At 66.9% G+C, this 26,972-nt stretch carries 20 protein-coding genes and 1 pseudogene; 10 read left to right on the forward strand and 11 right to left on the reverse strand.

Translation table 11 applies throughout. From position 1 onward, the window contains the following. Positions 1–17: 17 nt before the first annotated feature. A complete protein-coding gene (locus LXE91_RS18225) occupies positions 18–1,589 on the reverse strand; it encodes a hypothetical protein (protein ID WP_039367474.1) in 1,572 nt (523 codons plus the stop codon). Between the two features lie 308 nt (positions 1,590–1,897). Here LXE91_RS18225 and LXE91_RS18230 point away from each other — a divergent pair, with 308 nt between their 5' ends. From LXE91_RS18230 to LXE91_RS18265, 8 genes are all read left to right on the forward strand, one after another. Further along, positions 1,898–2,518: a TetR/AcrR family transcriptional regulator gene (locus LXE91_RS18230; protein ID WP_039367477.1), complete on the forward strand. Its 621-nt coding sequence runs from the start codon at positions 1,898–1,900 to the stop codon at positions 2,516–2,518. Between the two features lie 234 nt (positions 2,519–2,752). Further along, positions 2,753–3,811, forward strand: a complete 1,059-nt coding sequence (locus tag LXE91_RS18235; protein ID WP_046196517.1) for an NADP-dependent oxidoreductase — start codon at positions 2,753–2,755, stop codon at positions 3,809–3,811. Positions 3,812–3,911: 100 nt separating this feature from the next. Then, entirely contained in the window at positions 3,912–4,211 is a 300-nt protein-coding gene (locus LXE91_RS18240; protein ID WP_039357777.1) for a putative quinol monooxygenase, read from the forward strand. A 134-nt stretch (positions 4,212–4,345) separates the two neighbouring features. Next, positions 4,346–4,801, forward strand: a complete 456-nt coding sequence (locus LXE91_RS18245; RefSeq protein WP_039357775.1) for a (2Fe-2S)-binding protein — start codon at positions 4,346–4,348, stop codon at positions 4,799–4,801. Between the two features lies 1 nt (position 4,802). Then, positions 4,803–7,025 (forward strand): xanthine dehydrogenase family protein molybdopterin-binding subunit, encoded by a 2,223-nt coding sequence (locus LXE91_RS18250; protein WP_039357772.1) that lies wholly within the window; start codon positions 4,803–4,805, stop codon positions 7,023–7,025. Between the two features lie 15 nt (positions 7,026–7,040). Further along, positions 7,041–8,339 carry a c-type cytochrome gene (locus tag LXE91_RS18255; protein WP_039357770.1) on the forward strand — a complete coding sequence of 433 codons (1,299 nt, stop codon included), beginning with the start codon at positions 7,041–7,043 and terminating at the stop codon, positions 8,337–8,339. 152 nt (positions 8,340–8,491) lie between these two features. Continuing rightward, positions 8,492–9,937: an NAD-dependent succinate-semialdehyde dehydrogenase gene (locus tag LXE91_RS18260; protein ID WP_039357767.1), complete on the forward strand. Its 1,446-nt coding sequence runs from the start codon at positions 8,492–8,494 to the stop codon at positions 9,935–9,937. 373 nt (positions 9,938–10,310) lie between these two features. After that, positions 10,311–11,789 carry a sensor domain-containing diguanylate cyclase gene (locus LXE91_RS18265; protein WP_039357764.1) on the forward strand — a complete coding sequence of 493 codons (1,479 nt, stop codon included), beginning with the start codon at positions 10,311–10,313 and terminating at the stop codon, positions 11,787–11,789. 54 nt (positions 11,790–11,843) lie between these two features. Here the strand turns inward: LXE91_RS18265 and LXE91_RS18270 are convergent. Further along, positions 11,844–11,987, reverse strand: a pseudogene (locus tag LXE91_RS18270) (type VI secretion system-associated FHA domain protein TagH); the annotation flags it as partial. A gap of 108 nt (positions 11,988–12,095) precedes the next feature. Then, a complete protein-coding gene (locus LXE91_RS18275; RefSeq protein WP_046196518.1) occupies positions 12,096–12,620 on the reverse strand; it encodes a hypothetical protein in 525 nt (174 codons plus the stop codon). 369 nt (positions 12,621–12,989) lie between these two features. Here LXE91_RS18275 and LXE91_RS18280 point away from each other — a divergent pair, with 369 nt between their 5' ends. Then, positions 12,990–13,235, forward strand: coding sequence for a hypothetical protein (locus LXE91_RS18280; protein ID WP_223274298.1), 246 nt, complete (start codon positions 12,990–12,992; stop codon positions 13,233–13,235). A gap of 126 nt (positions 13,236–13,361) precedes the next feature. Here the strand turns inward: LXE91_RS18280 and LXE91_RS18285 are convergent, their stop codons facing one another. Continuing rightward, positions 13,362–13,955, reverse strand: coding sequence for a plasmid pRiA4b ORF-3 family protein (locus LXE91_RS18285; protein ID WP_039357758.1), 594 nt, complete (start codon positions 13,953–13,955; stop codon positions 13,362–13,364). Positions 13,956–14,091: 136 nt separating this feature from the next. Here LXE91_RS18285 and LXE91_RS18290 point away from each other — a divergent pair, with 136 nt between their 5' ends. Beyond that, positions 14,092–14,937, forward strand: a complete 846-nt coding sequence (locus LXE91_RS18290; RefSeq protein WP_223274299.1) for a response regulator transcription factor — start codon at positions 14,092–14,094, stop codon at positions 14,935–14,937. Here the strand turns inward: LXE91_RS18290 and LXE91_RS18295 are convergent. The 7 genes from LXE91_RS18295 to uca form a co-directional block, all read right to left on the reverse strand. After that, a complete protein-coding gene (locus tag LXE91_RS18295) occupies positions 14,904–16,946 on the reverse strand; it encodes a sensor histidine kinase (RefSeq protein WP_039357752.1) in 2,043 nt (680 codons plus the stop codon). The genes LXE91_RS18290 and LXE91_RS18295 overlap by 34 nt on opposite strands. A gap of 682 nt (positions 16,947–17,628) precedes the next feature. Next, on the reverse strand, positions 17,629–18,780 hold the full coding sequence (locus tag LXE91_RS18300) for a GGDEF domain-containing protein (RefSeq protein WP_306453766.1): 1,152 nt from the start codon (positions 18,778–18,780) through the stop codon (positions 17,629–17,631). A 273-nt stretch (positions 18,781–19,053) separates the two neighbouring features. Then, positions 19,054–19,254, reverse strand: coding sequence for a hypothetical protein (locus LXE91_RS18305; RefSeq protein ID WP_039357749.1), 201 nt, complete (start codon positions 19,252–19,254; stop codon positions 19,054–19,056). A gap of 93 nt (positions 19,255–19,347) precedes the next feature. Beyond that, entirely contained in the window at positions 19,348–20,256 is a 909-nt protein-coding gene (locus tag LXE91_RS18310; protein ID WP_039357746.1) for an ABC transporter ATP-binding protein, read from the reverse strand. Positions 20,257–20,301: 45 nt separating this feature from the next. Continuing rightward, a complete protein-coding gene (locus LXE91_RS18315) occupies positions 20,302–21,276 on the reverse strand; it encodes an ABC transporter permease (RefSeq protein ID WP_039357744.1) in 975 nt (324 codons plus the stop codon). A 64-nt stretch (positions 21,277–21,340) separates the two neighbouring features. Then, on the reverse strand, positions 21,341–23,257 hold the full coding sequence (gene atzF, locus LXE91_RS18320; RefSeq protein WP_039357741.1) for an allophanate hydrolase: 1,917 nt from the start codon (positions 23,255–23,257) through the stop codon (positions 21,341–21,343). Then, entirely contained in the window at positions 23,254–26,847 is a 3,594-nt protein-coding gene (gene uca, locus LXE91_RS18325) for an urea carboxylase (protein ID WP_039357738.1), read from the reverse strand. Before uca ends, atzF begins: the two co-directional genes overlap by 4 nt. Between the last annotated feature and the right edge of the window lie 125 nt (positions 26,848–26,972).

Genomic DNA, 26,972 nt, shown 5'->3' on the forward strand with positions numbered 1-26,972 from the left:
CCACTCGCAAACACCAATCAGCTCGACACATATCGCGACGGCAACGCCGGCGCATCCGCCGGAATCGTGACGAGCGACGTGTTGAGCCAACCCTGCGGCGAGCCGTTCGACTGCGCATAGGCGCCGACGTACGGCATCATCCGCGTCGTCTGATAGACCTGCGGCGTCCACCCGGCCGGCGCGAGGAAGATCGACGTCGCGCGCTTCTCGCTGTACGCGGACGCACCGTACGTCGAGATGTTCCACAGCGTCTGCTGATACGTCGCATAGTCGGCGTTGTGCCGCGATCCGCCAGCCTGCCAGCCTTCGAGCTGGATGAACGTGTTGTACGTACCGGCGCCCGCGAGCAGGTTGTTCACCGTGCGCCCGTACAGGAACGACAGGATCAGCCCGCAGTTCGCCGGCGCGAAATCGCTGCCGACGCTCAGGTAATAGCGGCCCGTCGTGTTCAGGACCGACGCGTAGTGCGAGTTGCCGATATCCGTCGACGTCGTCAGCCCGCTCGCACCCATGAAGCTGTCGAACGCCTGCATCGTGACGCCCGTCGGCAGGTCGCTGGTCGCGCTGATCGCGACGATATGCGAGCCGGCCGCCAGCAGCGTCAGGAACGCGGACAGCGTGCCCGTATTCCAGTTGCCCTGCGCATCGACGAACGGAAACGCGCGATAACCCGTCAGCGCGAACACCGCCGGATCGGAACCGGCCTGCCACGCGATCTGCGGCACCCACATCGTCAGCGGGCCGGCGTTCGACGCACCGGACACATACTGCTTCAGCGCGTCGATGAGTTGCGCATCGGCAACTGGCAGCACGCCGTAGGCCGCGCCGGTCTGCCAGCGCTGCACCCATTGCGCGACGAAGCCGGCAAGCTGGCCGCCGGTGAAGTCGGCGGGCGGCACGTAGCCGAGCGGCCCGGTGCTTTGGTAGGCCGACTGGATCGCCGCGGCCGTGCGCACGTTGCTGCCGAACATGCTGTTCGCGAAATCCTGGCAGTTGTTGGCCGGCGGCGTCGCGAGCTGCGCGAGCGGGACGACCCACGCGCCGTTCGCAGTCGCGACGCCGCGATACAGCGTGAGGTTCGCGACCGAATCGTGACCGGGGAACGTGGCGGCGTCGGCGCCCGACACGTAGCCGGCCGACGGCGTGACGCTGACGGTGGTCGGCTGCGACCCGAACGGATGGGTGTACGAAATGGCAAACGATGCGTCACCGCCGGCGAGGCCGAACGATCCGGTGCAGTCGCCCCAGCTGTTCGACGCGCTGACGGCGGTCGATTGCCCGGTTGCAACCTGCGCTTGCGACGCCTGCGGCAGCGAGCCGCTCTGGCTCGCCGCGTTACCGTACGCGAGCGTCGTCGACGGAATCGCGTTGACGACGTTGATCGTGATCGAGCGGTCGGCGATGCCGTAGCTGCGCGCGGATGCGTCCGCAGCGCCGGTGGCAGCGAACGACGACGCGGACGTCGGGTTGCCGTCGCCGCCGCAGGCAGCCAGCGTGCCGACGAGCGGCGACAGGGTCAGCGCGGCGCCGCGCTGGATGAAGCGCCGGCGGTTCGGCGCGGACGGGCGTTCGGGTTTCGAAGCGGTCATGGGCGTTCCTGGTCACGGGTTGGAGGGACGACAGAGGACGATCCGGCGCATTGCACACGTGTGCAATGCCGGTCGAATCAGGTCGATCGCCGGCACATGCGCCGCGCGTATTTATGCGGGAGCTCGATGAAACGCCCGCGACGAAACCGAGTCGTGCGTGTGACGCCGCGCGCTCGCCGGAGCGGGAAAGGAGGGAGGCATGCCGGCGCGACGTTTGGGCGCCCGGCGGGGATCGGGTAAAGTGCCGCTCAACATGCCGGTTCGACATTACTAGACGACCGGTCTAATCGTTGCTAACATACGCCATCATGAATGCATCTTCAGGCGCGGAAGTCCGCCAGCACATCCTGAATATCGCCAAGCCGATCATGCTCCACAAGGGGTTTTCGGCGGTCGGCCTGAACGAGATTCTCGCTGCGGCGGGTATCCCGAAGGGCTCGTTCTACCATTACTTCGGCTCGAAAGAGGCATTCGGCGAAGCTCTGCTCGAATCGTATTTCGACGGCTATCTCGCGCATCTCGACAACCTGTTCAAGCATCAGGCAGGCACGGGCGCCGAGCGCCTGATGACGTACTGGCGCAACTGGCTGCACACGCAATGCGCGGACGATCCGGAAGGCAAGTGCCTCGCGGTAAAGCTCGGCGCGGAAGTGTCGGACCTGTCGGAAGCGATGCGCACGGTGCTGCGGCACGGCACGAGCCAGATCATCGAGCGGCTCGCGGGCGGCATCGAGGCCGGGCTGGCCGACGGTTCGCTGAGCGGAGTCGCCGATCCGTCGCATACGGCCGCGATCCTGTACGAGCTGTGGCTGGGCGCGACGCTGCTGGAAAAGATTCACCGCAACCGCCAGCCGCTCGAACGGGCGATGGTCGAAACGCGGCGCATGCTCAACCTGCCGCCGCTCGAGCCGAGCGGCGCGCAGTCGTAACCCGGGCGCGCATCGGCGCGCCTTGTTTTTACCCTGACTCTAGACGACTGGTCTACTCAAACCTGATCAAACCCGCATGACGAACGTGCCACGCCTCGTTACGCTGCCCCGATTGACTCAACCGAATGCACGCAGCCGCAGCGGCCTGAGCGCCGATGCAGCCGTCTGCCGTTGGTCCATCCCTGATCCGATCGTGCCCACGAAGCACGTCCATTCCTGTTGAAGGAGACTCACATGCCGCAAAGCAAGACCACCAATCGCCAGATCGTCCTGAACTCGCGCCCGGTCGGCGCGCCGACGCCGGACAACTTCCGCACCGAATCCGCTGACGTGCCGACGCCCGGCGCCGGCCAGGTGCTGCTGCGCACGGTCTGGTTGTCGCTCGATCCGTACATGCGCGGCCGGATGAGCGACGCACCGTCCTATGCGCCGCCGGCCGAACTCGGCCGGCCGATGGTCGGCGGCACGGTCAGCCAGGTCGTGTCGTCGAACCTGCCGGCGTTCCGCGAAGGCGACCTGGTGGTGGCAGGCGCCGGCTGGCAGGACTATGCGTTGTCCGACGGCACCGGCCTGATTCCGCTCGGCCGCAACTTCGCGCATCCGTCGTACGCGCTCGGCGTGCTCGGCATGCCGGGCTTCACCGCCTATACCGGCCTGCTGAAGATCGGCGAGCCGAAGGCCGGCGAAACCGTGGTGGTCGCGGCGGCGAGCGGTGCGGTCGGCGCGGTGGTCGGCCAGATCGCCAAGCTGAAGGGCTGCCGCGTGGTCGGCGTCGCGGGTGGCGCCGACAAGTGTGCGTACGTGACCGACACGCTCGGCTTCGACGTGTGCGTCGACCATCGCGATCCGGCATTTGCCGCGAAGCTGAAGGAAGCGTGCCCGAACGGCGTCGACATCTATTTCGAGAATGTCGGCGGGGCCGTGTTCGACGCGGTGTGGCCGCTGTTCAACGACCATGCGCGCGTGCCCGTGTGCGGGATCATCGCGCACTACAACGACGCGGCCTACGACGACAAGGCCGTGTCGACCGGCCGCGACCGCGTGCCGGCACTGATGGGCACGATCCTGCGCAAGCGCATCCGGATGCAGGGTTTCATCATCATGGATCACTATGCAACCGGCTATGCGACGTTCATGAAGGAAATGAGCGAATGGGTCGCGCAGGGCAAGGTGAAGACGCTCGAGGACGTCGTCCCCGATCTCGCCGATGCGCCGGAAGCGCTGATCGGCCTGCTGGCCGGCAAGAACTTCGGCAAGGTCGTCGTGCGCGTGGGCCCCGACGAACTGGCCTGATGCATCGGCACAACGACACACGACGATTGCACGCCGGCGTCATGCGACGCCGGCTTGTGGCATGCTCGACCCCACCATCGACGACTAGGAGAGTGACAAGATGGCGCTCCACGTAATTGCTTCCCTGTTCCTGAAACCCGAACACGCGGCGGCCGCCGAGGCCGAACTGCGCAGCATGGTCGCGAAGACGCGCACCGAGCCGGGCAACCGGCGCTACGACCTGTTCCGTGAGCAGGACGGTTCGCCGAACCTCCACCTGTACGAGATCTACGACGACCAGGCCGCGTTCGACGCGCACCTGGCGAGCCCGTATTTCGGCGAATTCCGCGCGAAGTCGGCCGACTGGTTCACCGCGCCGCCGGTCATCAAGGTGCTGGCGGGCATCGACGTCGCCGAGTAACCACGCAGCACCCTCGTTGCGGCCCGCTCCCACCCGGGCCGCACGACACCCGCCGCACGGCACGCGGCGGCGATGACGACACCACGCGGCGCATCGTTCGCGCCGAATCCCCAATACACCGGCCCGGAGGCTGAATGATCACCCTCAACATCAACGGCGAAACCCGCTCGGTCGACGCCCCCGACGACATGCCCTTGCTCTGGGTGCTGCGCGACGTCGTCGGTCTCATCGGCACGAAGTTCGGCTGCGGGATCGCGCAGTGCGGCGCGTGCACTGTGCATCTCGACGGCGTCGCCGCGCGCTCGTGCGTGCTGCCGGTCGCGGCTGTCGCCGGCCGCAAGATCACGACGATCGAAGCCGTCGGCGCGACGCCGGCCGGCCACAAGGTCCAGCAGGCATGGCGCGAGCTCGACGTCGTCCAGTGCGGTTATTGCCAATCGGGGCAGGTGATGGCTGCCACCGCGCTGATCGCATCGAACCCGAACCCGAGCGACGCCGACATCGACGCGGCAATGGCCGGCAACATCTGCCGCTGCGGCACGTACAACCGGATTCGCGCGGCCGTGAAGCAAGCCGCCAAGGAGGCCTGACATGTCACGAGGACTGATCGAAGCCGGTCGGGCCGGCGCGGGCGTGTCGCGCCGTTCGTTCCTCAAGCTCGGCATGTCGCTGGGCGCGGCGGCCGGCGGCGGATTGCTGCTCGGCTTCAGCATGCCGGCCGCGGGCGACGATGCGCGCCGTTCGGTGATCGGCGGCGACGCCGCCGAACCGGCTCAACCCGGCGTGTTCGCACCGAACGCGTTCGTGCAGATCGACCGCGCCGGCAAGGTCACGCTGGTGATGCCGAAGGTCGAGATGGGGCAAGGTGTCTATACGGCGCTGCCGATGCTGATCGCGGAAGAACTCGAAGTGCCGCTGTCGAGCGTGACGCTCGACCATGCGCCGCCGAACGAGAAACTGTTCCTCGATCCGCTGCTCGGCGGCCAGCTCACCGGCGGTTCGACGTCGATACGCTACGCATGGGAACCGCTGCGCCGTGCGGGCGCGACCGCGCGCACGCTGCTGGTCGCGGCCGCCGCGAAGCAATGGAACGTCGATCCGGCAGCCTGCCGCGCCACGAACGGCGAAGTGCAGCATCCGCCGAGCGGCCGCCGCGCGTCGTACGGCCAGCTCGCCGATGCGGCGGCGAAGCTGCCGGTGCCGAAGGACGTCGCGCTGAAGCAGCCGGCGGATTTCAAGCTGATCGGCACGCCCGCGAAGCGGCTCGATTCACCGGAGAAGGTCGACGGCACCGCGCAGTTCGGGCTCGACGTGCGCCTGCCCGGCATGCTGTACGCGGTGATCGTGAACAGCCCGGTGTTCGGCGGCACGGTCGCGAGCGTCGACGACACGGCCGCGAAGAAGATCCCCGGCGTGCGCCAGGTCGTGCGTGTCGACAACGCGGTGGCGGTGGTCGGCGATCACACGTGGGCCGCGAAGCGCGGCGCGTCGGCGCTGGTCGTGAAGTGGAACGAGGGCGCGGGCGCGAAAGTCTCGACGAAGGATCTGTTCGCGGATCTCGCGCAGGCGGCGGCGAACGGCAAGGGCGCGGTCGCACGCAAGGACGGCGACGTCGACAAGGCATTCGCGAATGCGAAGACGCGCGTCGACGCCGTCTACGAACAGCCGTTGCTCGCGCACGCGACGATGGAACCGGTGAACTGCACGGTGCACGTGCGCGGCGACGGCTGCGAGATCTGGGTCGGCACGCAGGTGCCGACGCGGGCGCGCGATACCGTGCAGCAGCTCACGGGCCTCGCGCCCGACCGGATCGTCGTGCACAACCACCTGCTCGGCGGCGGCTTCGGCCGGCGGCTCGAGACGGACATGATCGGTCAGGCCGTGAAGGTCGGCAAACAGGTCAACGCGCCGGTGAAGGTGGTCTGGACGCGCGAGGAAGACGTGCAGCACGACATGTACCGGCCGTGCTACCACGACAGGATTTCGGCCGGCCTCGACGCGAACGGCAAGCCGGTCGCGTGGCAGCACCGGATCGTCGGCTCGTCGATCCTCGCGCGCTTCGCGCCGCCCGCGGTCAAGGACGGCGTCGATCCCGACGCGATCGAAGTCGCGGCCGAGCTGCCGTACGACCTGCCGAACCAGCTGGTCGACTACGTGCGTCAGGAGCCGCGCCACGTGCCGACCGCGTTCTGGCGCGGCGTCGGCCCGACGCGCGGCACGTTCGTGGTCGAGAGCTTCATCGACGAACTGGCCGCGCAGACCAAGACCGACCCGGTGCAATACCGCCGCGCGCTGCTCGGCAAGACGCCGCGCGCGCTCAACGTGCTCGACGTCGCGACGAAGGCGGCCGGCTGGGGCGGACCGGCGCTGCCGACGGGGCAAGGGCGCGGCGTCTCGGTGATGCACGCGTTCGGCAGCTTCTTCTCGATCGTCGTCGATGTCGCGGTGGATAACGGCGAAGTGCAGGTGAAGCGTGTCGTGTGCGCGGTCGATTGCGGCATGGTCGTCAACCCGAACACGATCGAGGCGCAGGTGCAGGGCGGCATCATCTTCGGGATCACCGGCGCGCTGTATGGCGAGATCACGATCGAGGAGGGCCGCGTCGTGCAGAGCAACTTCACCGACTACCGGATGCTGCGGATCAACGAGACGCCGCCGATCGAGGTGCATCTCGTTAAAAGCGGCGAGGCGCCGGGCGGGATCGGCGAGCCGGGTACGGCCGCGACCGCCGCGGCGGTGGCCAACGCGATCTTCGCGGCAACCGGCAAGCGGCTGCGCAAGCTGCCGGTCGGCGACCAGCTGAAGACGGCTTGAGGGGAGGCGACGACCATGAAAAACCTCACCCTGAAGACGCTCGGCACGTCGTTGCTTGCCGTGTCCGCACTGCTGGCCGGCACGGCCGCATATGCCGCGCAGGCGGCGCCGGCCGACAGCGCGCTCGTCGCGCGCGGCGCGTATCTCGCGAAAGCGGGCGACTGCGTCGCGTGCCACACCGCGCCGCGCGGCACGCCGTTCGCCGGCGGCCTGAAGATGGTCACGCCGATGGGCGCGATCTACACGACCAACATCACGCCCGATCCGGAGACGGGCATCGGCGGCTATACGGAAGCCGAGTTCGCCGGCGCGTTGCGCAAGGGCGTCGCGAAGGACGGTCACAACCTGTATCCGGCGATGCCGTACCCGTCGTACGCGAAGCTGAAGGACGACGACGTGAAGGCGCTGTATGCGTACTTCATGCATGGCGTCGAACCGGTGAAGCAGGCGAACCGTACGTCCGACATCCCGTGGCCGCTGAACATGCGCTGGCCGCTCGCGTTGTGGAACATGGTGTTCCTCGACACGACGCCTTACGCCGACAAACCGGCGAAGGATGCGATGTGGAACCGCGGCGCGTATCTCGTGCAGGGGCTCGGGCACTGCGGGTCGTGCCACACGCCGCGCGGCGTCGGCTTCCAGGAGAAGGCGCTCGACGAAGGCGGCGCGGCGTTCCTGTCGGGTGCGTCGATCGACAACTGGTTCGCGTCGAACCTGACAGGCGAGCCCAACACGGGGCTCGGCCGCTGGAACGAGGCCGAGGTCGCGCAGTTCCTGAAGACCGGCGCGAACCGCCATGCGACCGCGTTCGGCTCGATGGTCAGCGTGATCAACCACAGCACGCAGGCACTCTCCGACGACGACCTGACGGCGATTTCGCGTTACCTGAAATCGCTGCCGGCGGCGGGCGGCACGGGCGCGCCGCCGTACAGCTATGATCCGAAGGCGACGCAGGTCGTGCTGGGCCGGCCGGCGGCCGATCCGGGCGCGAAGGTGTATAACGCTTACTGCCTGCATTGCCACGGCGCGGACGGGCGCGGTTACGCGCCGCTGCTCGCGCCGCTCGCCGGCAATCCGAACGTGCTCGAAGCCGATGCCGCGTCGCTGATCAACGTGACGCTGAACGGCAGCGAGACGCTCGTGATCGATGGCGTGCCGTCCGCGTATCCGATGCCGGCGTTCTCGAATCAGCTGAACGACCGGCAGATCGCCGACGTGCTGACGTTCATGCGCGCCGGCTGGAACAACGGCGCGCCGGCCGTGCAGGCGGCGGACGTCGCGAAACTCCGCAAGGCGACGGCGGCCGCGCGCTGAGCGCGGCTCCATGCGGAACGAGGGCGGGCCGGCGTGCCCGCCGTCACCGCCGCCGGGTGCGTGCCTGCCCCGGCGGCCTGGCTTTTTCTGTCAACCGGCGCGCGGCCGTTCGCGGCAGCGCGCGTTTATCGACGCAATGTAGGGGTGTCTGGATGGCTAACGTGACTTATACGGATACGCAACTGCTGATCGACGGCGAGTGGGTCGACGCCGCGAGCGGCAAGACGATCGACGTCGTGAACCCGGCGACCGGCAAGCCGATCGGCAGGGTGGCCCATGCGGGCATCGCCGATCTCGACCGTGCGCTCGCCGCCGCGCAAAGCGGCTTCGAGGCATGGCGCAAGGTGCCCGCGCACGAGCGCGCGGCGACGATGCGCAAGGCGGCCGCGCTGGTGCGTGAACGCGCCGACGCGATCGCGCAGCTGATGACGCAGGAGCAGGGCAAGCCGCTCACCGAAGCGCGCGTCGAAGTGCTGTCGGCGGCGGACATCATCGAATGGTTCGCGGACGAAGGCCGCCGCGTGTACGGCCGGATCGTGCCGCCGCGCAACCTCGGCGCACAGCAGACGGTCGTGAAGGAGCCGGTCGGCCCGGTCGCCGCGTTCACGCCGTGGAATTTCCCGGTCAACCAGGTCGTGCGCAAGCTGAGCGCCGCGCTGGCAACCGGCTGTTCGTTCCTCGTGAAAGCGCCGGAAGAAACCCCCGCGTCGCCGGCCGCGCTGCTGCGCGCCTTCGTCGACGCAGGCGTGCCGGCCGGCGTGATCGGCCTCGTGTACGGCGATCCGGCCGAAATCTCGTCGTACCTGATCCCGCACCCGGTGATCCGCAAGGTCACGTTCACGGGTTCGACGCCGGTCGGCAAGCAGCTCGCCTCGCTGGCGGGCCTGCACATGAAGCGCGCGACGATGGAGCTGGGCGGGCACGCACCGGTGATCGTGGCCGAAGACGCCGACGTTGCGCTCGCGGTGAAAGCGGCCGGCGGCGCGAAGTTCCGCAACGCGGGGCAGGTCTGCATCTCGCCGACGCGCTTCCTCGTGCACAACAGCATCCGCGACGAATTCACGCGCGCGCTGGTCAAGCATGCCGAAGGGCTGAAGGTCGGCAACGGCCTCGAGGAAGGCACGACGCTCGGCGCGCTCGCGAACCCGCGCCGGCTGACCGCGATGGCGTCGGTCATCGACAACGCGCGCAAGGTCGGTGCGAGCATCGAAACCGGCGGCGAGCGGATCGGCTCGGAAGGCAACTTCTTCGCGCCGACCGTGATCGCGAACGTGCCGCTCGATGCGGACGTGTTCAACAACGAGCCGTTCGGCCCGGTCGCGGCGATTCGCGGTTTCGACAAGCTCGAAGAGGCGATCGCGGAAGCGAACCGTTTGCCGTTCGGTCTTGCCGGCTACGCGTTCACGCGTTCGTTCGCGAACGTGCACCTGCTCACGCAGCGCCTCGAAGTCGGGATGCTGTGGATCAACCAGCCGGCGACGCCGTGGCCGGAAATGCCGTTCGGCGGCGTGAAGGACTCGGGCTACGGTTCGGAAGGCGGCCCGGAAGCGCTCGAGCCGTACCTGGTCACGAAGTCGGTGACGGTGATGGCCGTCTGACGGTCGTCGTTCGATCGCGTGCGCGGCGCGTTTGGCGTCGCGCACGCGATCGGCGTGGGCCGGGCAGTGCGCCCGGTCTCTTGCCCGCTTCTCGCTCCAGCCGTGCATTCGAACGGCAACCCCCTCGGTATTTCAATGTGCGTGTCAGTGCGGGCGGATTGTTTCAATTCCGTCACCGACAACGACTCGCGCCGCATCCCCTCGTGAATTCAGGCCGGCGCCTTCCGCGCGGTACCGTTCAGCTCACGTGACCGGCACGCTGGCAAGTCCGGACTGCACCTCGTACCCGGGCGTCACACTTTTTGGTATAGCTTATTCACAAGAAACCATACCAACCGGTGCGTCAGCATCGACCCAACCTGAGAGGAAACGGATGCATTCGCGCTCGGCAGCGCCGTACTACGTTGTGCTGGCGGGGACCTTGATCGCGTGCGCGCTGATGGGCCTCTGCGTGTTGCAGCTGTTTCAGAGCCGTCACGATGCGCTCGACCGCGCACGCGAGACGTCGCGAAACCTGGCGCTCGTCGCGGAGCGCGACATCGAACGCAATATCGAGCTGTACAGCCTGTCCCTGGAAGCCGTGATCCAGGGCCTGCAGCGGCCGGACGTCATGGCGACCACACCGGCCCTGCGGCGCGGCGTCCTGTTCGACCACGCGATGACGGCGCAATTTCTCGGCTCGATGCTCGTGCTGGATGCGGCCGGCAACATCATCCTGGATTCGGCGAATGACACGCCGCGCCAGGGCAACTTCGGCGACCGCAAGTACTTTACGGTGCACCGGGACAATCCGAACGCCGGGCTTTACATCAGCGATCCCTATGCGTCCCGCCTGCGGGGCGGCTCGCTCAGCGTGGCACTGACGCGCCGCGTGTCGAATCCGGATGGCTCGTTCGGCGGCATCGTGATGATCGCGGTCAATCTCGAGTATTTCCACACGCTGTTCGCCGGCCTCGCGCTCGGCTCCCACGGCGCGATCTCGCTGGTCGGCCGGGACGGCATCATGTTCATGCGCCAGCCGTACGACGTGCGCACCATCGGCCGCGACATCAGCAAGGCGGCGACGTTTCGCCACTTCATGACGGCACCGGAGGGCTCGTTCGTCGAGACCTCGACGATCGACAACGTGCGCCGCCTGTACTACTTCAAGACGCTGCCGCACCTGCCGCTGATCATCATGGTCGCCGAGGCGGAGCAGGACATCTATGCAGCGTGGCGGCGCCGGGCGATCACGATCGGCGCGCTGGTGGCGACCTTCGGCGCGGCGTTCATCGTGCTGTCCTTTTTGCTGGGCACCCAACTGCGGCGCAGGATACGGGCCGAATCCGAGCTGGTGATGCTCGCGCGCACCGACGGCCTCACGGGGCTCAACAATCGCCGCTCGTTCGGGGAAGTGCTGGACCTCGAATGGCGCCGCGCACGCCGTGCCCGTTCGGTGTTTTCGCTGCTGTTCGTCGACGTCGACCGCTTCAAGGCCTTCAACGACACGTATGGTCACCAGGCCGGCGACGACGCGCTGGCAGCGGTTGCGCGATGCATCGGCGACAACATCCGGCGTCCCGCTGACACCGCCGCCCGCTATGGCGGCGAGGAATTCGTCGTGATCCTGCCCGATACGCCGGCCACGGGCGCGACCGAAATTGCCGAGCGGATTCGCGCGGCGATCGACGGGCTCGCGATCGAACATGCGGAAAGTGAATTCGGGCGCGTCACCGCGAGCATCGGCGTGGCAAGCTGGGCCCCCGGGCAGGAAGGGGAGGTCGAGTCGGTGATCAAGGCGGCCGACGAGGCGTTGTACCACGCGAAGGAAACGGGGCGAAACAAGGTCGCCTCGCATGAAGCGGGCACCTGACACCACCGCCGGTACGCACCGGCCGCCACCGGCGGCGGGCGCCCCGTTCGACGCTCAATGCCGGCCGCTGCCGCGATAGCTTTCCACTTCCGCGTCGTACGGCGCCAGGAACGCCTTGCCGAACACCGACGCGAAATCGTCCTCGATCGCGAACACCGTGTCGCGATGGGTCGCCGCGTAGCGATCAACGCGGCGCGCATGCAGATCCTGTCATGGGTATGGCGATCAGAGGAATCAACATCACATGCGGCAACTCACTCGATCGCCATACGAATCACATTGAATCAAGTTGATTCGGCGAACAAATCAACTTGCCTTCTTAAAGGTGGCAGTCCCGGTGATCGGCGGCTGCCCATTGAATGCCGTGTTTCCGCTTCCGGAAAGGATCCCGACTACGGTTCCGTCATTCGCGGAAAATTGAAGTGTCGTTGCGCCTACTCCAATGGTAAGCGTGAAGGCTACAGTTCCATATGACAACAGCTGCGTCGGCGTAAGGGTCTGGCCGCTCAGCGTCCGAAGAAAAGTAAGATCGGCTGAGGAGGTATACGCGCCGTACCCCGAAACTGTAAGCGTAATCGCAGTTTGGGTCGCATCGTAGGAAAGACCCGGACAATTCAAGGTGAGGAGTTGATACCCGCTGACCGCCCTGATCGTGAAAGGGCCGCCTGCATTAATGAAGTACAGGTCTTCGTGGGGAGACTTCTTGAAAATCTCGGGGTGATCTTTCGCAATAAGCTCGGCTACCTTATTGGCTTCCTCGATTGCCAGAGCGGCAACCACTCCGTATGCATTTTTTTGTTCATTGGTAAGCGATTGAACATTCTCGGACATTTTTTTCACCTGTTTTGTTTCAGTTCGAAGGATGCGCGCATGGCAAGATCGTCGCGTCGCGAAAATAATCGAGCACATTCACGCCTTGACTTGCAAATATTGAGTGATCTGCAATTCAAGCTATTCGCGATTTGCCTATGTCGGGGCTCGCTTGAATATGAAATTATGCGAACCGAATCTTGTGATCAATTACACATGATTACACGCGTACAAGATTGGGGCTGCCAAATGGATGCACCCCGGCTTGATGAATTTACGGGCAAGCCTCATGGAGGAGGCGGTGATCGAGTCGTGGCGCTGAGGCAATGATGTCGATCAACGACATTGCGGGCGCTGTCAGCTTTTCTGGCGGGGCTGCCGGAGCGTGAGTTGAGCGATACCGCCCGGGAGATCCGGCATCTGTACCGGATCATTCGTAACATCCGGCGCGAGATGCATGATGCGCGGCGACGCCGGGCGTATGACGCGATCGCGACACAAAGTACGCATGGCCCGGGCAGGCGTTTCGAAGGAGGCGATTTCAGGCTTGTTCCGCTGTCGCCGAGCGCGAGGTGCCGGGAACAGCCATGTCTCGATCGCCCGGATCATTGCGGCAATTCCTTGAATATTATTTGACATAACGTGAATTATCGACATACCCGGCGTAGATCCCAAGTTCAGATGTCGCGTTTCCGCTAAATAAAAACGTCGCGTCGGGCGGCCCGGTCTTCATGCCGATTGGAGTCTCGACTCAGTGTGTCATCAGTTGCCCCAGCGGTTGGAAGCCATGCGTAACAGCGCTGCATTGGCTGCACGCAGATCGAACAGCTCCGCATCGAAACCGGGGCCGATCCAGTTTCGGTAACGCGCTGCCTGTTCACTGTCCGGATCGTGGGACAACGTATCCAGGAACGCCTGATAGCCCCTTGGGCCGCCCACGTCTTCAGGCGGACAAGCACGAGCGCCGTCAATGACCTGGGCCTCGCCCCACGGTTCGCTATCGACCGCTTCCATCTTCTCGACGACGACGGTGTGATTCCACCCGTCTCCGAAGTCGTATCGGTAAACGAAGCGCGAACCTGGCTTCAGGACTGTCTGCAGACGAACCTTCCGGTCATCGGCAGTCGTGTCCGGATCGGCGAAGTCCGCCACGTCATCAACCTCGAACATCGCGTAGGTCATGCCGTCGATCAGGAAGTCGTGCAGATGGGTGTCCTCCCATCCGAAAGCTGCCTGCAGAATGTGATGCAGCTTGCGCAGAGATTCGGTTCCTTCGACTTCGATCCGACGCCAGATCGGCGGATCAATATGCTGAAGCGTCACATTGAGGGTGAAACGCTGGAACGATTTTGGCATTTGATCTCCGGAGAACGGGAATCTGCACGATTATCGACCTCGGTTGATTCCTCGGGATCCACTTGGAAGCGCGAATCGAAAATCGCTTCCGGTCAGCTTGGTAGGCGAATTCTCTTATGTCAATTCGGCATCACAGATGCTGACCGCCTGCAACCCAGCGTCTCGCCGCCACGGTCGGCTAAAATCCCGGCGCTTGCAGATCGCAGGCGAATGCGGGGCCAATGACGGCTGCGTCGCGCCATCCCGCGCGGCACGGCCGTCGATCGCGGCGGAAACAAAGGCAAGACGCCGCAACTACACAACGCGGATCGAAGGTAGCGGTATGGCAAAGGTGCTGTTGCTCGACGACGAGGTCGAGTTGCGCGAGGAAATCGCCGCATTCCTGGAAAAGCGCGGCTGGACGGTCGATCAGGCTGGCACGGTCGCGGAGTTCCAGGCACGGGCGTCGGATCTCGCATTTGCGATCATCGACGTGATGCTGCCGGACGGGAGCGGTTTCGACGCGGCCGTGTGGCTCAGGGCCCGGCATCGCGACTGCGGCATCGTCATGCTGACTGCCCGCGGCGAGACCCAGGACAAGATCGACGGCCTGATTGGCGGCGCCGATCACTATCTCGTCAAGCCGGTGAAGCTGCTCGAACTCGACGCCATTCTCCAGGCGCTCGGCCGCCGGGTAGCGCACGACTGGCGGCTCGACTGCCAGGCGCGCGTGCTGACCGCGCCGGCCGGCGGCCGGCTCGATCTGTCGGCCAGCGAGATCGCCCTGCTCTCTCTGTTGGCGCGCCATCCGTCCAAGGCCGTGAGCCGGCGGCAGATCGCGGAGGATTTCGGCTTCGACTGGGTCGACTACGACGAGCGCAGGCTCGAGACGATGGTCAGCCGACTGCGGCAGCGCTGGCGAAGCGAGGCCGGTTCGGAACTGCCGCTGAAGACCGTCCATCGCACCGGCTACACGTTCGCCGTGCCGCTGATGCTGGCCTGAGCGGCAACGGCCGCCCGGTTCGCGTCTGCAGGCAAAAAGACCGTCGCCCGGCAGCCGTGCCCTGCCTCACTGACGAGGTTCAATGTGCCGCCCTGCATCTCGACCATGCGGCGCGCCAACGGGAGGCCGAGGCCCGTTCCCGGCTTGCGGCCCACGTTGCGGCCGCGATAGAACCGCTCGAATACATACGGCAGATCCGCCGACGCGATGCCGGGGCCGTCGTCCTCGACTTCCAGCTCCACACCGCCCGGCACACGCCGCCCGCGCAACACGATCCGGGTGCCGCCAGGTGTGTATTTGACGGCATTGTCGGCGAGCGTGCGCAGCACGAGACGCGTGAGGCTGCCGTCGCACACGAAGATGTCCGGCAGGTTTTTCGCGTCGATTTCGAGGCGGTGGCCGTCGGACAGCGCGCCGGCAGCCGTGGCCGCATCGTCGAGCAGCGCCGCCAGCCGGGTGTCGCCGATGCGGGTTCCGCGTCGCAGCAGCTCGAACCCGTCCTCGTGCAGCGAGTCATTGATCAGCACCGTCAAACGCTGCGTCGCGCGCAGGATCTTCTGGTAGCGCGACGACGTCAACGGATCGGCGCGGGAGTCGTCGAGGTCGAGATTCTGGGCAGTGGCGTCGATGACGGCCAGCGGCGTCCGCAGCTCATGCGACACGGTTGCCAGAAGCTGGCGCTGCTCGTCTTGCGCACGCTTTTCCAGCGCGAGCGACGCTTCCACCTGCTCCATTGCCTTCCGCAGCGCCTGGGTGCGCAGCGCGACCTTGGCTTCGAGATCGCGCTCGGCCTGGCGCGCGACACGCAATGCATCGGCCTGCGCCGCTTCCATCGCATTGCGCATCGCGTTGTAGCGCGAGCTGATCGCCGAATTCATGACGAGCATGAACGCGAGCATCCCCAGGTATCCGGCGTTGTCGGCGAGCAGCCCCGGCGGGATCCAGCCGACGTTGCGCGCAACACGCAATGCGCTGCCGGCGAGCAACAGCAACAGCACGAGCACGACGATGCGTGCGTGCCGGTATCCTCGGGCGGTGAGCCAGAGCGCAACGCCCATCGTGACGAGAATGACCGCCATCTGCCAGAACAGGTAGAGCGGTCGCACCCACCAGACATTGATGATCAGCATCAGCGGCGCGACAGCCAGCGCCACGACGATCGTCAGTGCGGAAAAAGCGATCGTCGGACGCCGCCAGCGCCCGTTGAACAGGCCGAGGTAGTGCGCGGTGAACAGCGTGCCGACGGGCGTGCCGAGCAGCCAGCTGAGCAGGTAGATCGCATTGCTGGCGACCGGAAAGTCCGGCAGCAGGTATTGATAGATGTAGCCTTCGGCGCCGAGCGCGGTGAGCAGGTTCACGATGACGCTCAGCCCGTAGAGCCCGAACGACGCATCGCGCGTCACCCGGAACAGCCACAGGCTCGAGACGAGCAGCACGAGATGCGCGGCGTCCAGCAGGCCGAACAGCAAGGATTCCTTGCTCGTGGCGGAGATGAACGCGTCGGGCGACCACAGCGTCATCGAGAAACTCATGGTGCTGGTGCTGCGGATCCGGAGATAGAGCGTGACCGGCTGGCCCGCCGGAAGATCCAGGCGAAACACGGGGTTGCGGTACGCGATGTCGCGTTGCTCCACCGGCTTGCGATCCCCTGCGACGTGGCGCTGGTACTCGCCGCCGGGCTGCGGCACGTACAGCGTGACGTCGTTCAGCAGCGGCGATCGCAATTCCAGCAGCCACATCGGCGGTGCGCTCGCCGGCCGGGTCACGGTCAGGCGCAGCCATGCCGCGCCGTTGACATAGCCGAGCGCGGGCTCCGACGTCTGCCCGACGAACGCGCGTGCGACCTCGGGCTGCGACATGCGCTCGATCGTGAGCATGTTGCCCGGGTCGCGCAACAGATCCCAGCCGTTCCGGATGCTGACCTGCCCTCTGTCCGGCAGCGTAATCGGCGTTGCCGCGAAGGCCCCCGAGGCCCAGGTAATCAGGATGAGGAAGATGAGCCGGAACATCACGCGATTCGTACTCGTGTCTGCGATCGGGCGACACTATAACCGAACACGCGACGCCCGCCGGCACGCCGATGCCGTTCGCGCTCCGGATGTCAGAACTTGTCAGTTTTCGCTGCGCACGCTCATTTAAGATGCACGCCAATCAAGGAGGCCGGGCGCGGTTCGCCGACAGTGAATGCCCGACACCCTTGACCAGCAACGCTACCCTTGCCTACGCCCCGCACGACGACGGCGCATCGACGCCGACAACAACGATATGGCCGGGCTGGCGGCGGCATTCCGACGAGCATGGACAATAAATCAGGCACGAGGCGCTCGTTGGACAGCAATGCCGTCGCCATCGACCGAGGTCGGCAGGATTTGGCGGGCATTTGTGGTGTTGCGCGCGACGATGGCGGGCAGCGGTCCGCCCTTCTGCAGCCTCGCCTGGCCCAAGGAGGCCGGGCGAGGCCGGAAGCACCGCGGCGCACGACGCCTCGGTCGTGCGAATTCCGAAGAGGCCCACGCGTCACGCCAGATAGGCGGCATCGAGTGTCGACAGCGCATCGGGCTCGCGAATGCTCCCCCAGTTCGACGGCACGCCGCCCTGCAGCGCGCCCCGAGTTCCTGATCCGGATACATGTCGACCGCCCCGACGATGATCCGCGGGGCAAGCGACCGCTCGATCACCTCGCCCGCGTGTTCAAGACACCGGAGCCGGCTCCACGCCGCCTTGCGACGGCGAGACGTTTGCGCCCGGCGTCTCGCCGTGCACGCACACTCTGTTGCGGCCCGAGCGCTTCGCCTCGTACAGCGCGGCGTCCGCCTTCGTACTCAGGTGGTCCAGGTTTTCTCCAGGCCGCCAGCCGGCCACGCCGCCGCTGATGCTGTACGAGCACGGGCCGTTCGACGTGGTCACGGGCTGAGCCAGCACGGCGTTGCGCAGCCGCTCCGCAAGGCGCCGCGCGTCGTCCGGCTCCGTTGCAGGCAGCAGCACCGCGAATTCCTCGCCCCCCATGCGCCCGAGCACGTCGCCGCGCCTGAGTTGCGCCTGGGCCACGCGAACGAATTCGCGCAGCACCGTGTCGCCGCCAGCGTGACCAAGCGTATCGTTGATCGACTTGAAATGATCGAGGTCGGCGATCAGGAGGGAGACGGGGAAGCCGCGCCTGCCCGCGTCGGCCAGTTGGGCGCGCGCGACCGCTTCGAAACCCTTGCGCGAGAGCGCCCCGGTCAGGTAATCCCGGTTCGCCGCCTCGCGCGCATCGGCGAGCAGCACGTCGTGCACCATCATCATCGCGGACATCGACAGCGTGGGCATGATGGCCGCACTGGCGACCAGCAGCATCACGCTGCCCGTCGACGCGAACATCAGCGGGCTCGACACGCCGTCCAGCGTCATGAAATGGATCCCGCGCGCCAGTTGGCATCCCGCGAAGAGGAAGGCCATCGCCGCGGTCACCCGATAGGGATACGCGTGCCGGCCGGTCGGACGGTACCGTAGCACCAGGAGCGCGATCGCGACGCAGAATGCCGCGCTGAACAGGGTCGTGACGAGTACGCGAAGCGGAATGCTGTCGATCACGTAACGCCAGTAGACCAGCGCGACCCCGAGCGGCAGCAGTGAACCGGCCAGCGCGGGCCACCGGACGGGACGACCCAGAAAGCGCGCGCACCCCGCGTAGTACGTGACGGCGGCCAGTGCCATCAGCATGTTCGCGGCCACGACGGACAGGTAATCCGGAATCCAGCCGCGCATCAGGATCAGCGGCAATCCGACGGCCATCGCGGCATTGGCGACGAACCATTCGAGGACGCCGGCTATCCCCGATCGAAGCAGGGAGCCGAGCAGCACCAGCAATACCGTGCTCATGAGTGCGGATGTGGCGATTGCTACTGCAGGATCGAGCATGCGAATGTGACGGCCCCGGTGAAATCGACAGACCGGATGCGAACCCGACGGGTAGGTCGGGCGCCCTGCCTGTTGTTGCTTCGCGGCGAGCCGGAACAGCCCCGGCCGATTCATCACCATGAGGCAACATGTCATCGTTTGTGGACGAAATTGTCGACGATCCGGGTACCAATGTCGAATGCGTTCTTGACGGGACGCTCGACGGTCGGTCACGCGTCACGGCAAACGATGGCGCGCCGCATGGTACGCGCGCCAGTGCGACCCTTCAGGCCGCGCCGCCTTCTGCTCGAGGTAGCGGCGCAGCTTCGTGCGATCGTCGGCGTTGTCCTGGGCGACCGCGCCGGCGATGCAGTCGGCAAGGCGTTCGACCCGTTGCCGGCACGACAGTCCGTCGCATGTGACTGGCTGGTGTCGCAATGGAACGCCCGCCTGCCTTGCGGCAAACTGCACCGGCACTTTCGTACTGGCCGACACCGGCCTGCTGGACGGCCGGCTCGCGACGACCACCACTTACTCGACGTTGTCCGACACATCCGTCATGCGGATCATGTGCGGCCGCACGCCGTCGTCGATGGCCACTGCCTCCTTCGGATGGATCAGCGCCTCGAGCCGCGCCTTCGTCGCGACGAACTCGGGCGTATTGACCTGCGAATAGTCGCGCGGCCTTGGCACGGGCACCTCGATCAGTTCCTGCACCGCCCCCGGGTTCGCCTTCAGCACGAGAATGCGGTCCGCCAGAAAGATCGCCTCGTCGAGATCGTGCGTGATGAACAGGATCGTCACGTCGATGTTGCGCCAGATGTCGAGCAGGTGCGTCTGCATCCGCGCCCGAGTCTGCGCGTCGAGCGCGCCGAACGGCTCGTCCATCAGCAGGATGCGTGGACGGTTCGCGAGCGCGCGGGCAATCGCCACGCGCTGCTTCATCCCGCCCGACAACTGGTGCGGATAGACATCCGCGAAACGCGTCAGCCCGACCAGGTCGAGCCACTGCAGCGCTTCACGCTCGGCTTGGCCGCTGCTGCTGCCGTTCATCCGCAGGCCGAACATCACGTTCTTCTTCACGGTGAGCCATGGAAACAGCGTATAGCCCTGGAACACCATGCCGCGATCGGCGCCCGGCCCCTCCACGGGCTTGCCGTCGAGCAGCACCTCACCGCTCGTCTGCGCGTCGAGCCCGGCCAGGATGCGGATCAGGGTCGACTTGCCGCAGCCGGACGGACCAATCACGCACACGAACTCGCGCCGGTAGGTACGGAAACTGATGTCGTCGAGTGCGGTGCACTCGCCCTGCGGTGTCGCGAAACGCTTGCCGACATGACGCACGTCGAGTATCACGTCGCGTGTTTTCAGGCGCTCGAAGCGCTCGCGCACCGCGTCGGACTGCATCAGGTAATCGGGAACGGCTTGCGGGTTCTGCATGATGGCCTCTGCGGAATTCGGTCGATGGATGGGCGCCAACGGGCGTCACGCTTTCAGCGTGCGGTCCCACGGAAACAGCCGGCGGCCGAGCAGCCCGAGCACGATGTCGGTGCCGAGGCCGATGATCCCGATCATCAGGATCGCCGCATATACGTTGTCGAAATGCTGGTAGCGCGCCTGCTGGCTGATGTACCACGTGATGCCCGAGCTCGTGCCGACGAGTTCGGCGACGATCAGGTAGGTCCACGCCCAGCCGAGCAGGATGCGCTGGTCGCGATACAGGTCCGGCAGCACGCCGGGGATCACGACGTGCGTGAGCAGCTTCAGCTTCTTCGTGCCGAGTGTCATCGCGGCCTCGAACAGCCCGTATTCGAGCTTGCGCGTCGTGTTCGCGATGATCAGCACCTGCTGGAACAGCGTCCCGATCACGATGATCGCGACCTTCGGCGCATCGTAGATGCCGAGGATCGCGACCATCAGCGCGCCGAACGCCGGTGCGGGCAGGTAGCGGAAGAACTCCAGGAACGGCTCCTGGAGCCGCGCGAGCACGCTGAAGGTGCCGCAGACGATGCCGAGCGGCACACCGATCGCGGACGAGATCACGAAGCCCCAGAAGATGATCCGGATGCTGTGCCACAGGCTCTCGTGCAGCCAGACGCCGTCGCGGGATGCCGGCGGGGTCGTGAACGCGGTGTAGAACGCGCGCAGCACTTGATGCGGCGCTGGCAGGTAGACCGGGTTCGCACGCACGCCTTCGGGCACGGCCGCGCGGGTCGCTCGCGCATGGGCGAGTTCGTCGTCGAACACGTCGCGATCGATCTGCATGCCGGTCTGGAAGTAGTCGACGCTGCCCGGATTCGTGACGCGCATTTGCGGATGCCAGATGAACGGCACGTAACTGATCAGGCACCAGACGGCGAACGGCAGCAGGAAGGACGCCACGCCGAGCGTCCATTTTCCGCAGGTCGTCAGCTCGCGGCGCACGGCGAGCCATCCGGTCGTGTTGCGGGTCATTGGCATGTCAAACTCCGTATCGTTTCAGGTGCCGGTCGCGCGCATGCCGGGGCACCGCGCGACCGGGCGTTCATTGCAATGCGCGTGCGCCGCTCGTGCCGGTCGCGGCGCTCGCGCGGTAGGCACGCCAGCCGCCGAAGTGCGTGATGTCCTGCGCGCCGTCCAGCGCCGCGCTCTCGCACAGGAAACCCTGCACCCGGGCGCCGTCCTCGAGCGTCAGCGTGCCGATGCCGAGCGGGTCGGCAATGCCGGCGACGAAGCTGCCGTAAGCGTCCACGGGCATCTCCCAGATTTCGACCGCGATCGACGCGCCGCCGTCCGGCACACGCACGAGGCCCGGCTTGGCGACGCCGCCGGATGCCGCCGCGGATAGCGCGTAGAGACGATAGGCGGGCGCTGTCGTCGTCGCGGCGACGAAACGTCCGCCTCGCTGCGTGAGCTGCCAGTTGAGCGGCTCACCTCGCAGATGCGCGCCGACGACCGCCACGCGCACGACGCCGGATGTCGCGCCGGGCACCGGTGCTGTTGTTGCACCCGTGTCGCCTGTGACGTCCGTCGGCAGACCGCCACCCTCGCCGCTGCCTCGTTCCTCCGCGTCGGCCCACGCCTGCGCAAGATCGAGCAGCCGCGCGTCGTCGTGTGCACGCCCGACGAACGTGATGCCGAACGGCAACCCGGCATGCCGCCCGGTTTCGCAAATGCCGGCGGGCACCGCGATCGCCGACAGGTCGAGCAGGTTGACGAAGTTCGTGTAGTAACCAAAACGCGAATTGACGCCGATCGGGTCGCCTTCGAGTGCGTCGATGGTCGCCGTCGTCGCCGAAGTCGGCATGACGATCGCGTCCAGTCCGTTCCATGCACGGCCGGCCTCGACGCGCAGCGTCGCGAGCGTATCGAACGCGGCGAACGCATCGGCCGCGCTGAAGCGCGCCGCACCGCCGACGATTTCGCGGATCACCGGATGCAGCGCGTCGGGTTCCCGCGCGGCGAAGGCGCCGATCGCGGCGAGCCGTTCGGCGACCCACGGGCCTTCGTAAAGCAGCCGCGCGGCAGCGAGGAACGCGCTGAAATCGATCTCGACGATCTCCGCCCCGGTCGCACGCAGGCGCTCGAGCGCGGCGCGCCATGCCGCGCCATACGATTCGTCGCCGAAGAATTGCAGCTGATCGGCACGCGGCGTGGCGAAGCGCAACTGCCCGAGCGGTCGCGCCGGTTGTGCGCGAAGCCCGTCCGCGCCCAGCAGCGGCTGCCACGCGCGTCCGTACGGATCGCCATCGGTCACGCCGTGCGCGGCGGCGAACACCGTTCGCGCGTCAGCCGCCGAGGGCGCGAACACCGATACGCAATCGAGCGACCGGCAGGCCGGCACGACGCCGAGCGTACTGAGCACGCCCTTGGTCGGCTTGAGCCCGACGAGCCCGTGAAACGCGGCCGGCACGCGCCCGGAGCCCGCCGTGTCGGTACCCAGCGAGAACGACGCGACGCCGAGCGCGACGGCCACCGCCGATCCGGAGCTCGAGCCGCCCGATGCATAGCGCGGATCGAGCGCATTGCGGCACGCGCCATAAGGCGAGCGCTGGCCCGACAAGCCGGTCGCGAACTGGTCCAGGTTGGTCTTGCCGATCGGAATCGCGCCGGCCGCGATCAGCCGCTCGACGACGGGCGCGCTGTGCGCCGGCGTATACGCATAGGCCGGGCAGGCTGCCGTGGTCGGGATGCCGGCGAGGTCGATGTTGTCCTTGATCGCGAACGGCACGCCATACAGCGGCAATGACGCGATGTCGCGCCCGGCCAGCGCGTCGGCATAGGCCGTCATCTCGCCATGCGTCAGCGGCCGGATCCACGCATGATGCGGATCGCCCGCGGCGAAATGTGCGGCGATCTCGTCGACGAGCGCGTGCGGCGTCAAGTCGCCTTTCGCATAGCGCGCACGCAGCGCGGCGATCGAGCGTACGCCGGGCAAAATCGAATGTTCCGTCGTGCTCATGCGACCTCCTCGGCGGCGCCCGCCTTCATCACCATCAGCCGCTGGCCGGCCACCACCGCCGCGCCCGGCGCGCAATCGATCGTCTCGATCGTGCCGTCTTCCGTCGCCGTCACTGCAACCTCCATCTTCATCGACTCGACGATCGCGACGACCTGCCCTTCGGTCACGCGCTCACCCGCTTCGACCAGCACCTTCCACACGCTGCCCGACACGTCCGCGGCGATCGCGCGCTGCGTGTCGGCAAGCGCGCCCGCTTCCCGCGCGGCGTCCGCCTCGCCCTGCGCCGCGTCGCCGACGTATTCGGCATGGCCGGCCACCCGCCACCGTTCGCGCTCCGCTTCGAACGCCGTTTGCTGCGATGCCTTGAACGCGGCGATCGAATCCGCCTCGTCACGCAGGAAGCGGTTGTACGCGCCGAGATCGAACACCGATTCCTCGATCTTCAGCCCGGCGCGCCCCGCGATGAAATCCGCGCGCAGTTCCGCCAGCTCGGCCTCGCTGACTTCGTAGAAGCGAATCTCGTCGAAGAAGCGCAGCAGCCACGGCTTGCCGGCTTCGAACTCGCGCGTGGTGCGATGGCGGTTCCACATCTGCACGGTCCGGCCGACGAACTGATACCCGCCCGGCCCTTCCATCCCGTACACGCACAGATACGCACCGCCGATGCCGACCGCGTTCTCCGGCGTCCAGGTACGCGCGGGGTTGTACTTCGTGGTGACGAGCCGGTGGCGCGGATCGATAGGCGTCGCGACCGGCGCACCGAGGTACACGTCGCCGAGCCCCATCACGAGATAACGCGCGTCGAACACGATGCGCTTCACATCGTCGATGCCGGCCAGGCCGTTGATCCGCCGGATGAACTCGATATTGCTCGGGCACCACGGCGCATCGGGCCGCACCGACTGCATGTAGCGCTCGATCGCGACACGCGTCGACGGATCGTCCCACGACAGCGGCAGATGCACGATGCGGTTCGGCACGCGCATGTCGGCGACTTCCGGCAACGCGCGTTCGGCCGCCTGCAGATGCGCGATCAGCGTGTCGAGCGGCAGGGTCCGTGCGTCGAACTGCACCTGCAGCGAACGGATGCCCGGCGTCAGGTCGAGCATGCCGGGCAGACGGTGCGCGTCGAGCCAGCACATCAGCGCATGCACGCGAAAACGCAGGTTCAGGTCGAGTACGAGCGGCCCGTATTCCACCAGCACGTTGCGGTCGCCCGAGCGCCGGTAGACGACGCCGATGCCGCCGCCGGCCGACGGGTCGCGATGCAGCACGCATTCGTCCGCCGTGCCGGCGGGTGCCGGACGCGCAACCACCGTGTCGGCGGAGAGCGTGGTCGACACACGGGCGCGGACGAACTGCACCGTATCGCCCGGCCGCAGTTGCCCGAGCTTCCACAATTCGTCATGCACGACCGTCACCGGACACACGAAGCCGCCGAGGCTCGGGCCGTCCGGGCCCAGGATCACCGGCATGTCGCCGGTGAAATCGACCGCGCCGATCGCATACGCGTTGTCGTGGATGTTCGACGGATGCAGGCCGGCTTCGCCGCCGTCCGCGCGTGCCCACTGCGGCTTCGGGCCGATCAGCCGGATGCCGGTCCGGCTCGAGTTGTAATGGACCGTCCACTGCGTGCCGTACAGCATCGCGATGTCGTCCGGCGTGAAGAAATCCGGCGCGCCGTGCGGGCCGTCGAGCACGCCGAGCGTCCACGCGTGCGTCAGCGCGGGGATCTCCGCCGCGGCCAGCGTGGCGCCCGCGTCGCCGCGCCCGGCTTCCTCGTCCAGATGCAGTACGTCGCCCTTGCGCAGCGCACGCCCCGCATGGCCGCCGAACTGGCCGAGCGTGAAGGTTGCCTTGCTGCCGAGATAGTCGGGCACCTGCAGCCCGCCTTTCACGGCCAGGCAGGCGCGCACGCCGGCACCCGTCACGCCGCCCAGCTTCAGCACCGCGCCTGGCCGCGCACGCAGCACCTGCCAGAACGGTGCAGGTTCGCCATCGAGCGATGCCGCGAGCGGCGCGCCGCCGAGCACGAAGAGCGTCTCGGCGTTGAAGCGCAGCGTCGCGCCGACCATCGTGAATTCCAGCCCGGCCGCGTCGTGTGCGTTGCCGAGCAGCGCGTTCGCGAGCGCGAACGCGCGATCGTCCATCGGCCCGGACGGCGGCACGCCGACGTTCCAGTAGCCGACACGCCCGGGCGCCTGCTGCACGGTGGTCTGCACGCCGCCGTCGAGCACGTCGATCGTGTGCGGTGCGAACGCGAAGCGCGACAGGAACGCGGTGGTCGCTGCGCCGCGCGCGAACGTGTCCGAACCGGCAATCGCGCGCAGATAGTCGAGATTGGTTTCGATGCCGTACAGTTCCGTGCGCGCCAGTGCGCGCTGCAGCGCGGCCAGTGCGTCGCGGCGCGTCTCGCCATGCACGATCAGCTTCGCGAGCAGCGGATCGTAGTACGCGCTGATCTCGGTGCCCGCCTCGATCCATCCGTCGACGCGCACGTCGTCCGGAAACGCGACGTGCGTCAGCAGCCCCGCGCTCGGCAGGAATTGCTTGTGCGGATCCTCCGCATAGAGCCGCACCTGGATGCTCGCGCCGCGCGGTGCAACGGCGAGCGTGCCGAGCGGCGGCAGGTCGCCCTCCGCCTGCAGGATCATCCATTCCACGAGATCGATGCCCGTCACTTCCTCGGTCACGCAATGCTCGACCTGCAGCCGCGTGTTCACCTCGAGGAAATAGAACTGGCGCGTATGCGCGTCGAACACGAATTCGACCGTGCCGGCCGACGCATAGCCGACCGCGCGGGCAAGCCGCACCGCGCTCGCGTGCAACGCGGCGCGCTCTTCGTCGGTCAGGCCCGGCGCAGGCGTTTCCTCGATCACTTTCTGGTTGCGGCGCTGCACCGAGCAATCGCGTTCGCCGAGTGCGATTGCATCCCCGCGGCCGTCGCCGAAGATCTGCACTTCGATGTGCCGCGCGTGCTCGACGAATTTCTCGAGATACACGCCCGCATGCGCGAAGTTCGCGGCGCCGAGCCGCACGACGGAATCGAACGCCGCTTCGAGCTGCGCGGCGTCGCGGCACAGGGACATGCCGATCCCGCCGCCGCCGGCGGTGCTTTTCAGCATCACCGGGTAGCCGATCGCGTCGGCTTCGGCGAGCGCCGTCCGTGCATCGTCGAGCAGGCCCGTACCGGGCAGCAGCGCGACGCCCTGTGCAGCGGCGAGTTCGCGCGCGGTGTGCTTGAGCCCGAACGCGCGCATCTGGTCGCCGCGCGGCCCGATGAAGCGCAGGCCCGCCGCTTCGCATGCGTCGGCGAATCCCGCGTGCTCGGACAGGAAGCCGTAGCCGGGATGCACGGCTTGCGCGCCCGTCTCGCGTGCGGCGGCGAGGATCGCCGCGACGTTCAGGTAGCTGTCCGGCGCCGGCGCGGGGCCGACCCGCACGGCTTCGTCGGCGAGCGCCACGTGGCGCGCATCACGGTCGGCGTCGGAGTAGATCGCGACCGATGCGATTCCGAGCCGTTTCAGCGTGCGGATCACGCGGCACGCGATTTCGCCGCGGTTCGCGACGAGGACTTTCGTGAATTTCATGTTGCCTCCCGCCGGGCCGCCCCAAGGGAGGCAACCGCCCCCTTGGGGGGCAGCGAACATGTCGGTCCGGAGTAGCGCTTCAGCGCGTACTCCGGCCCCATGCAAAGCAAGTGAGCGTGGCGGTC

The organism is Burkholderia contaminans, assembly GCF_029633825.1.
Lineage (GTDB): Bacteria > Pseudomonadota > Gammaproteobacteria > Burkholderiales > Burkholderiaceae > Burkholderia > Burkholderia contaminans.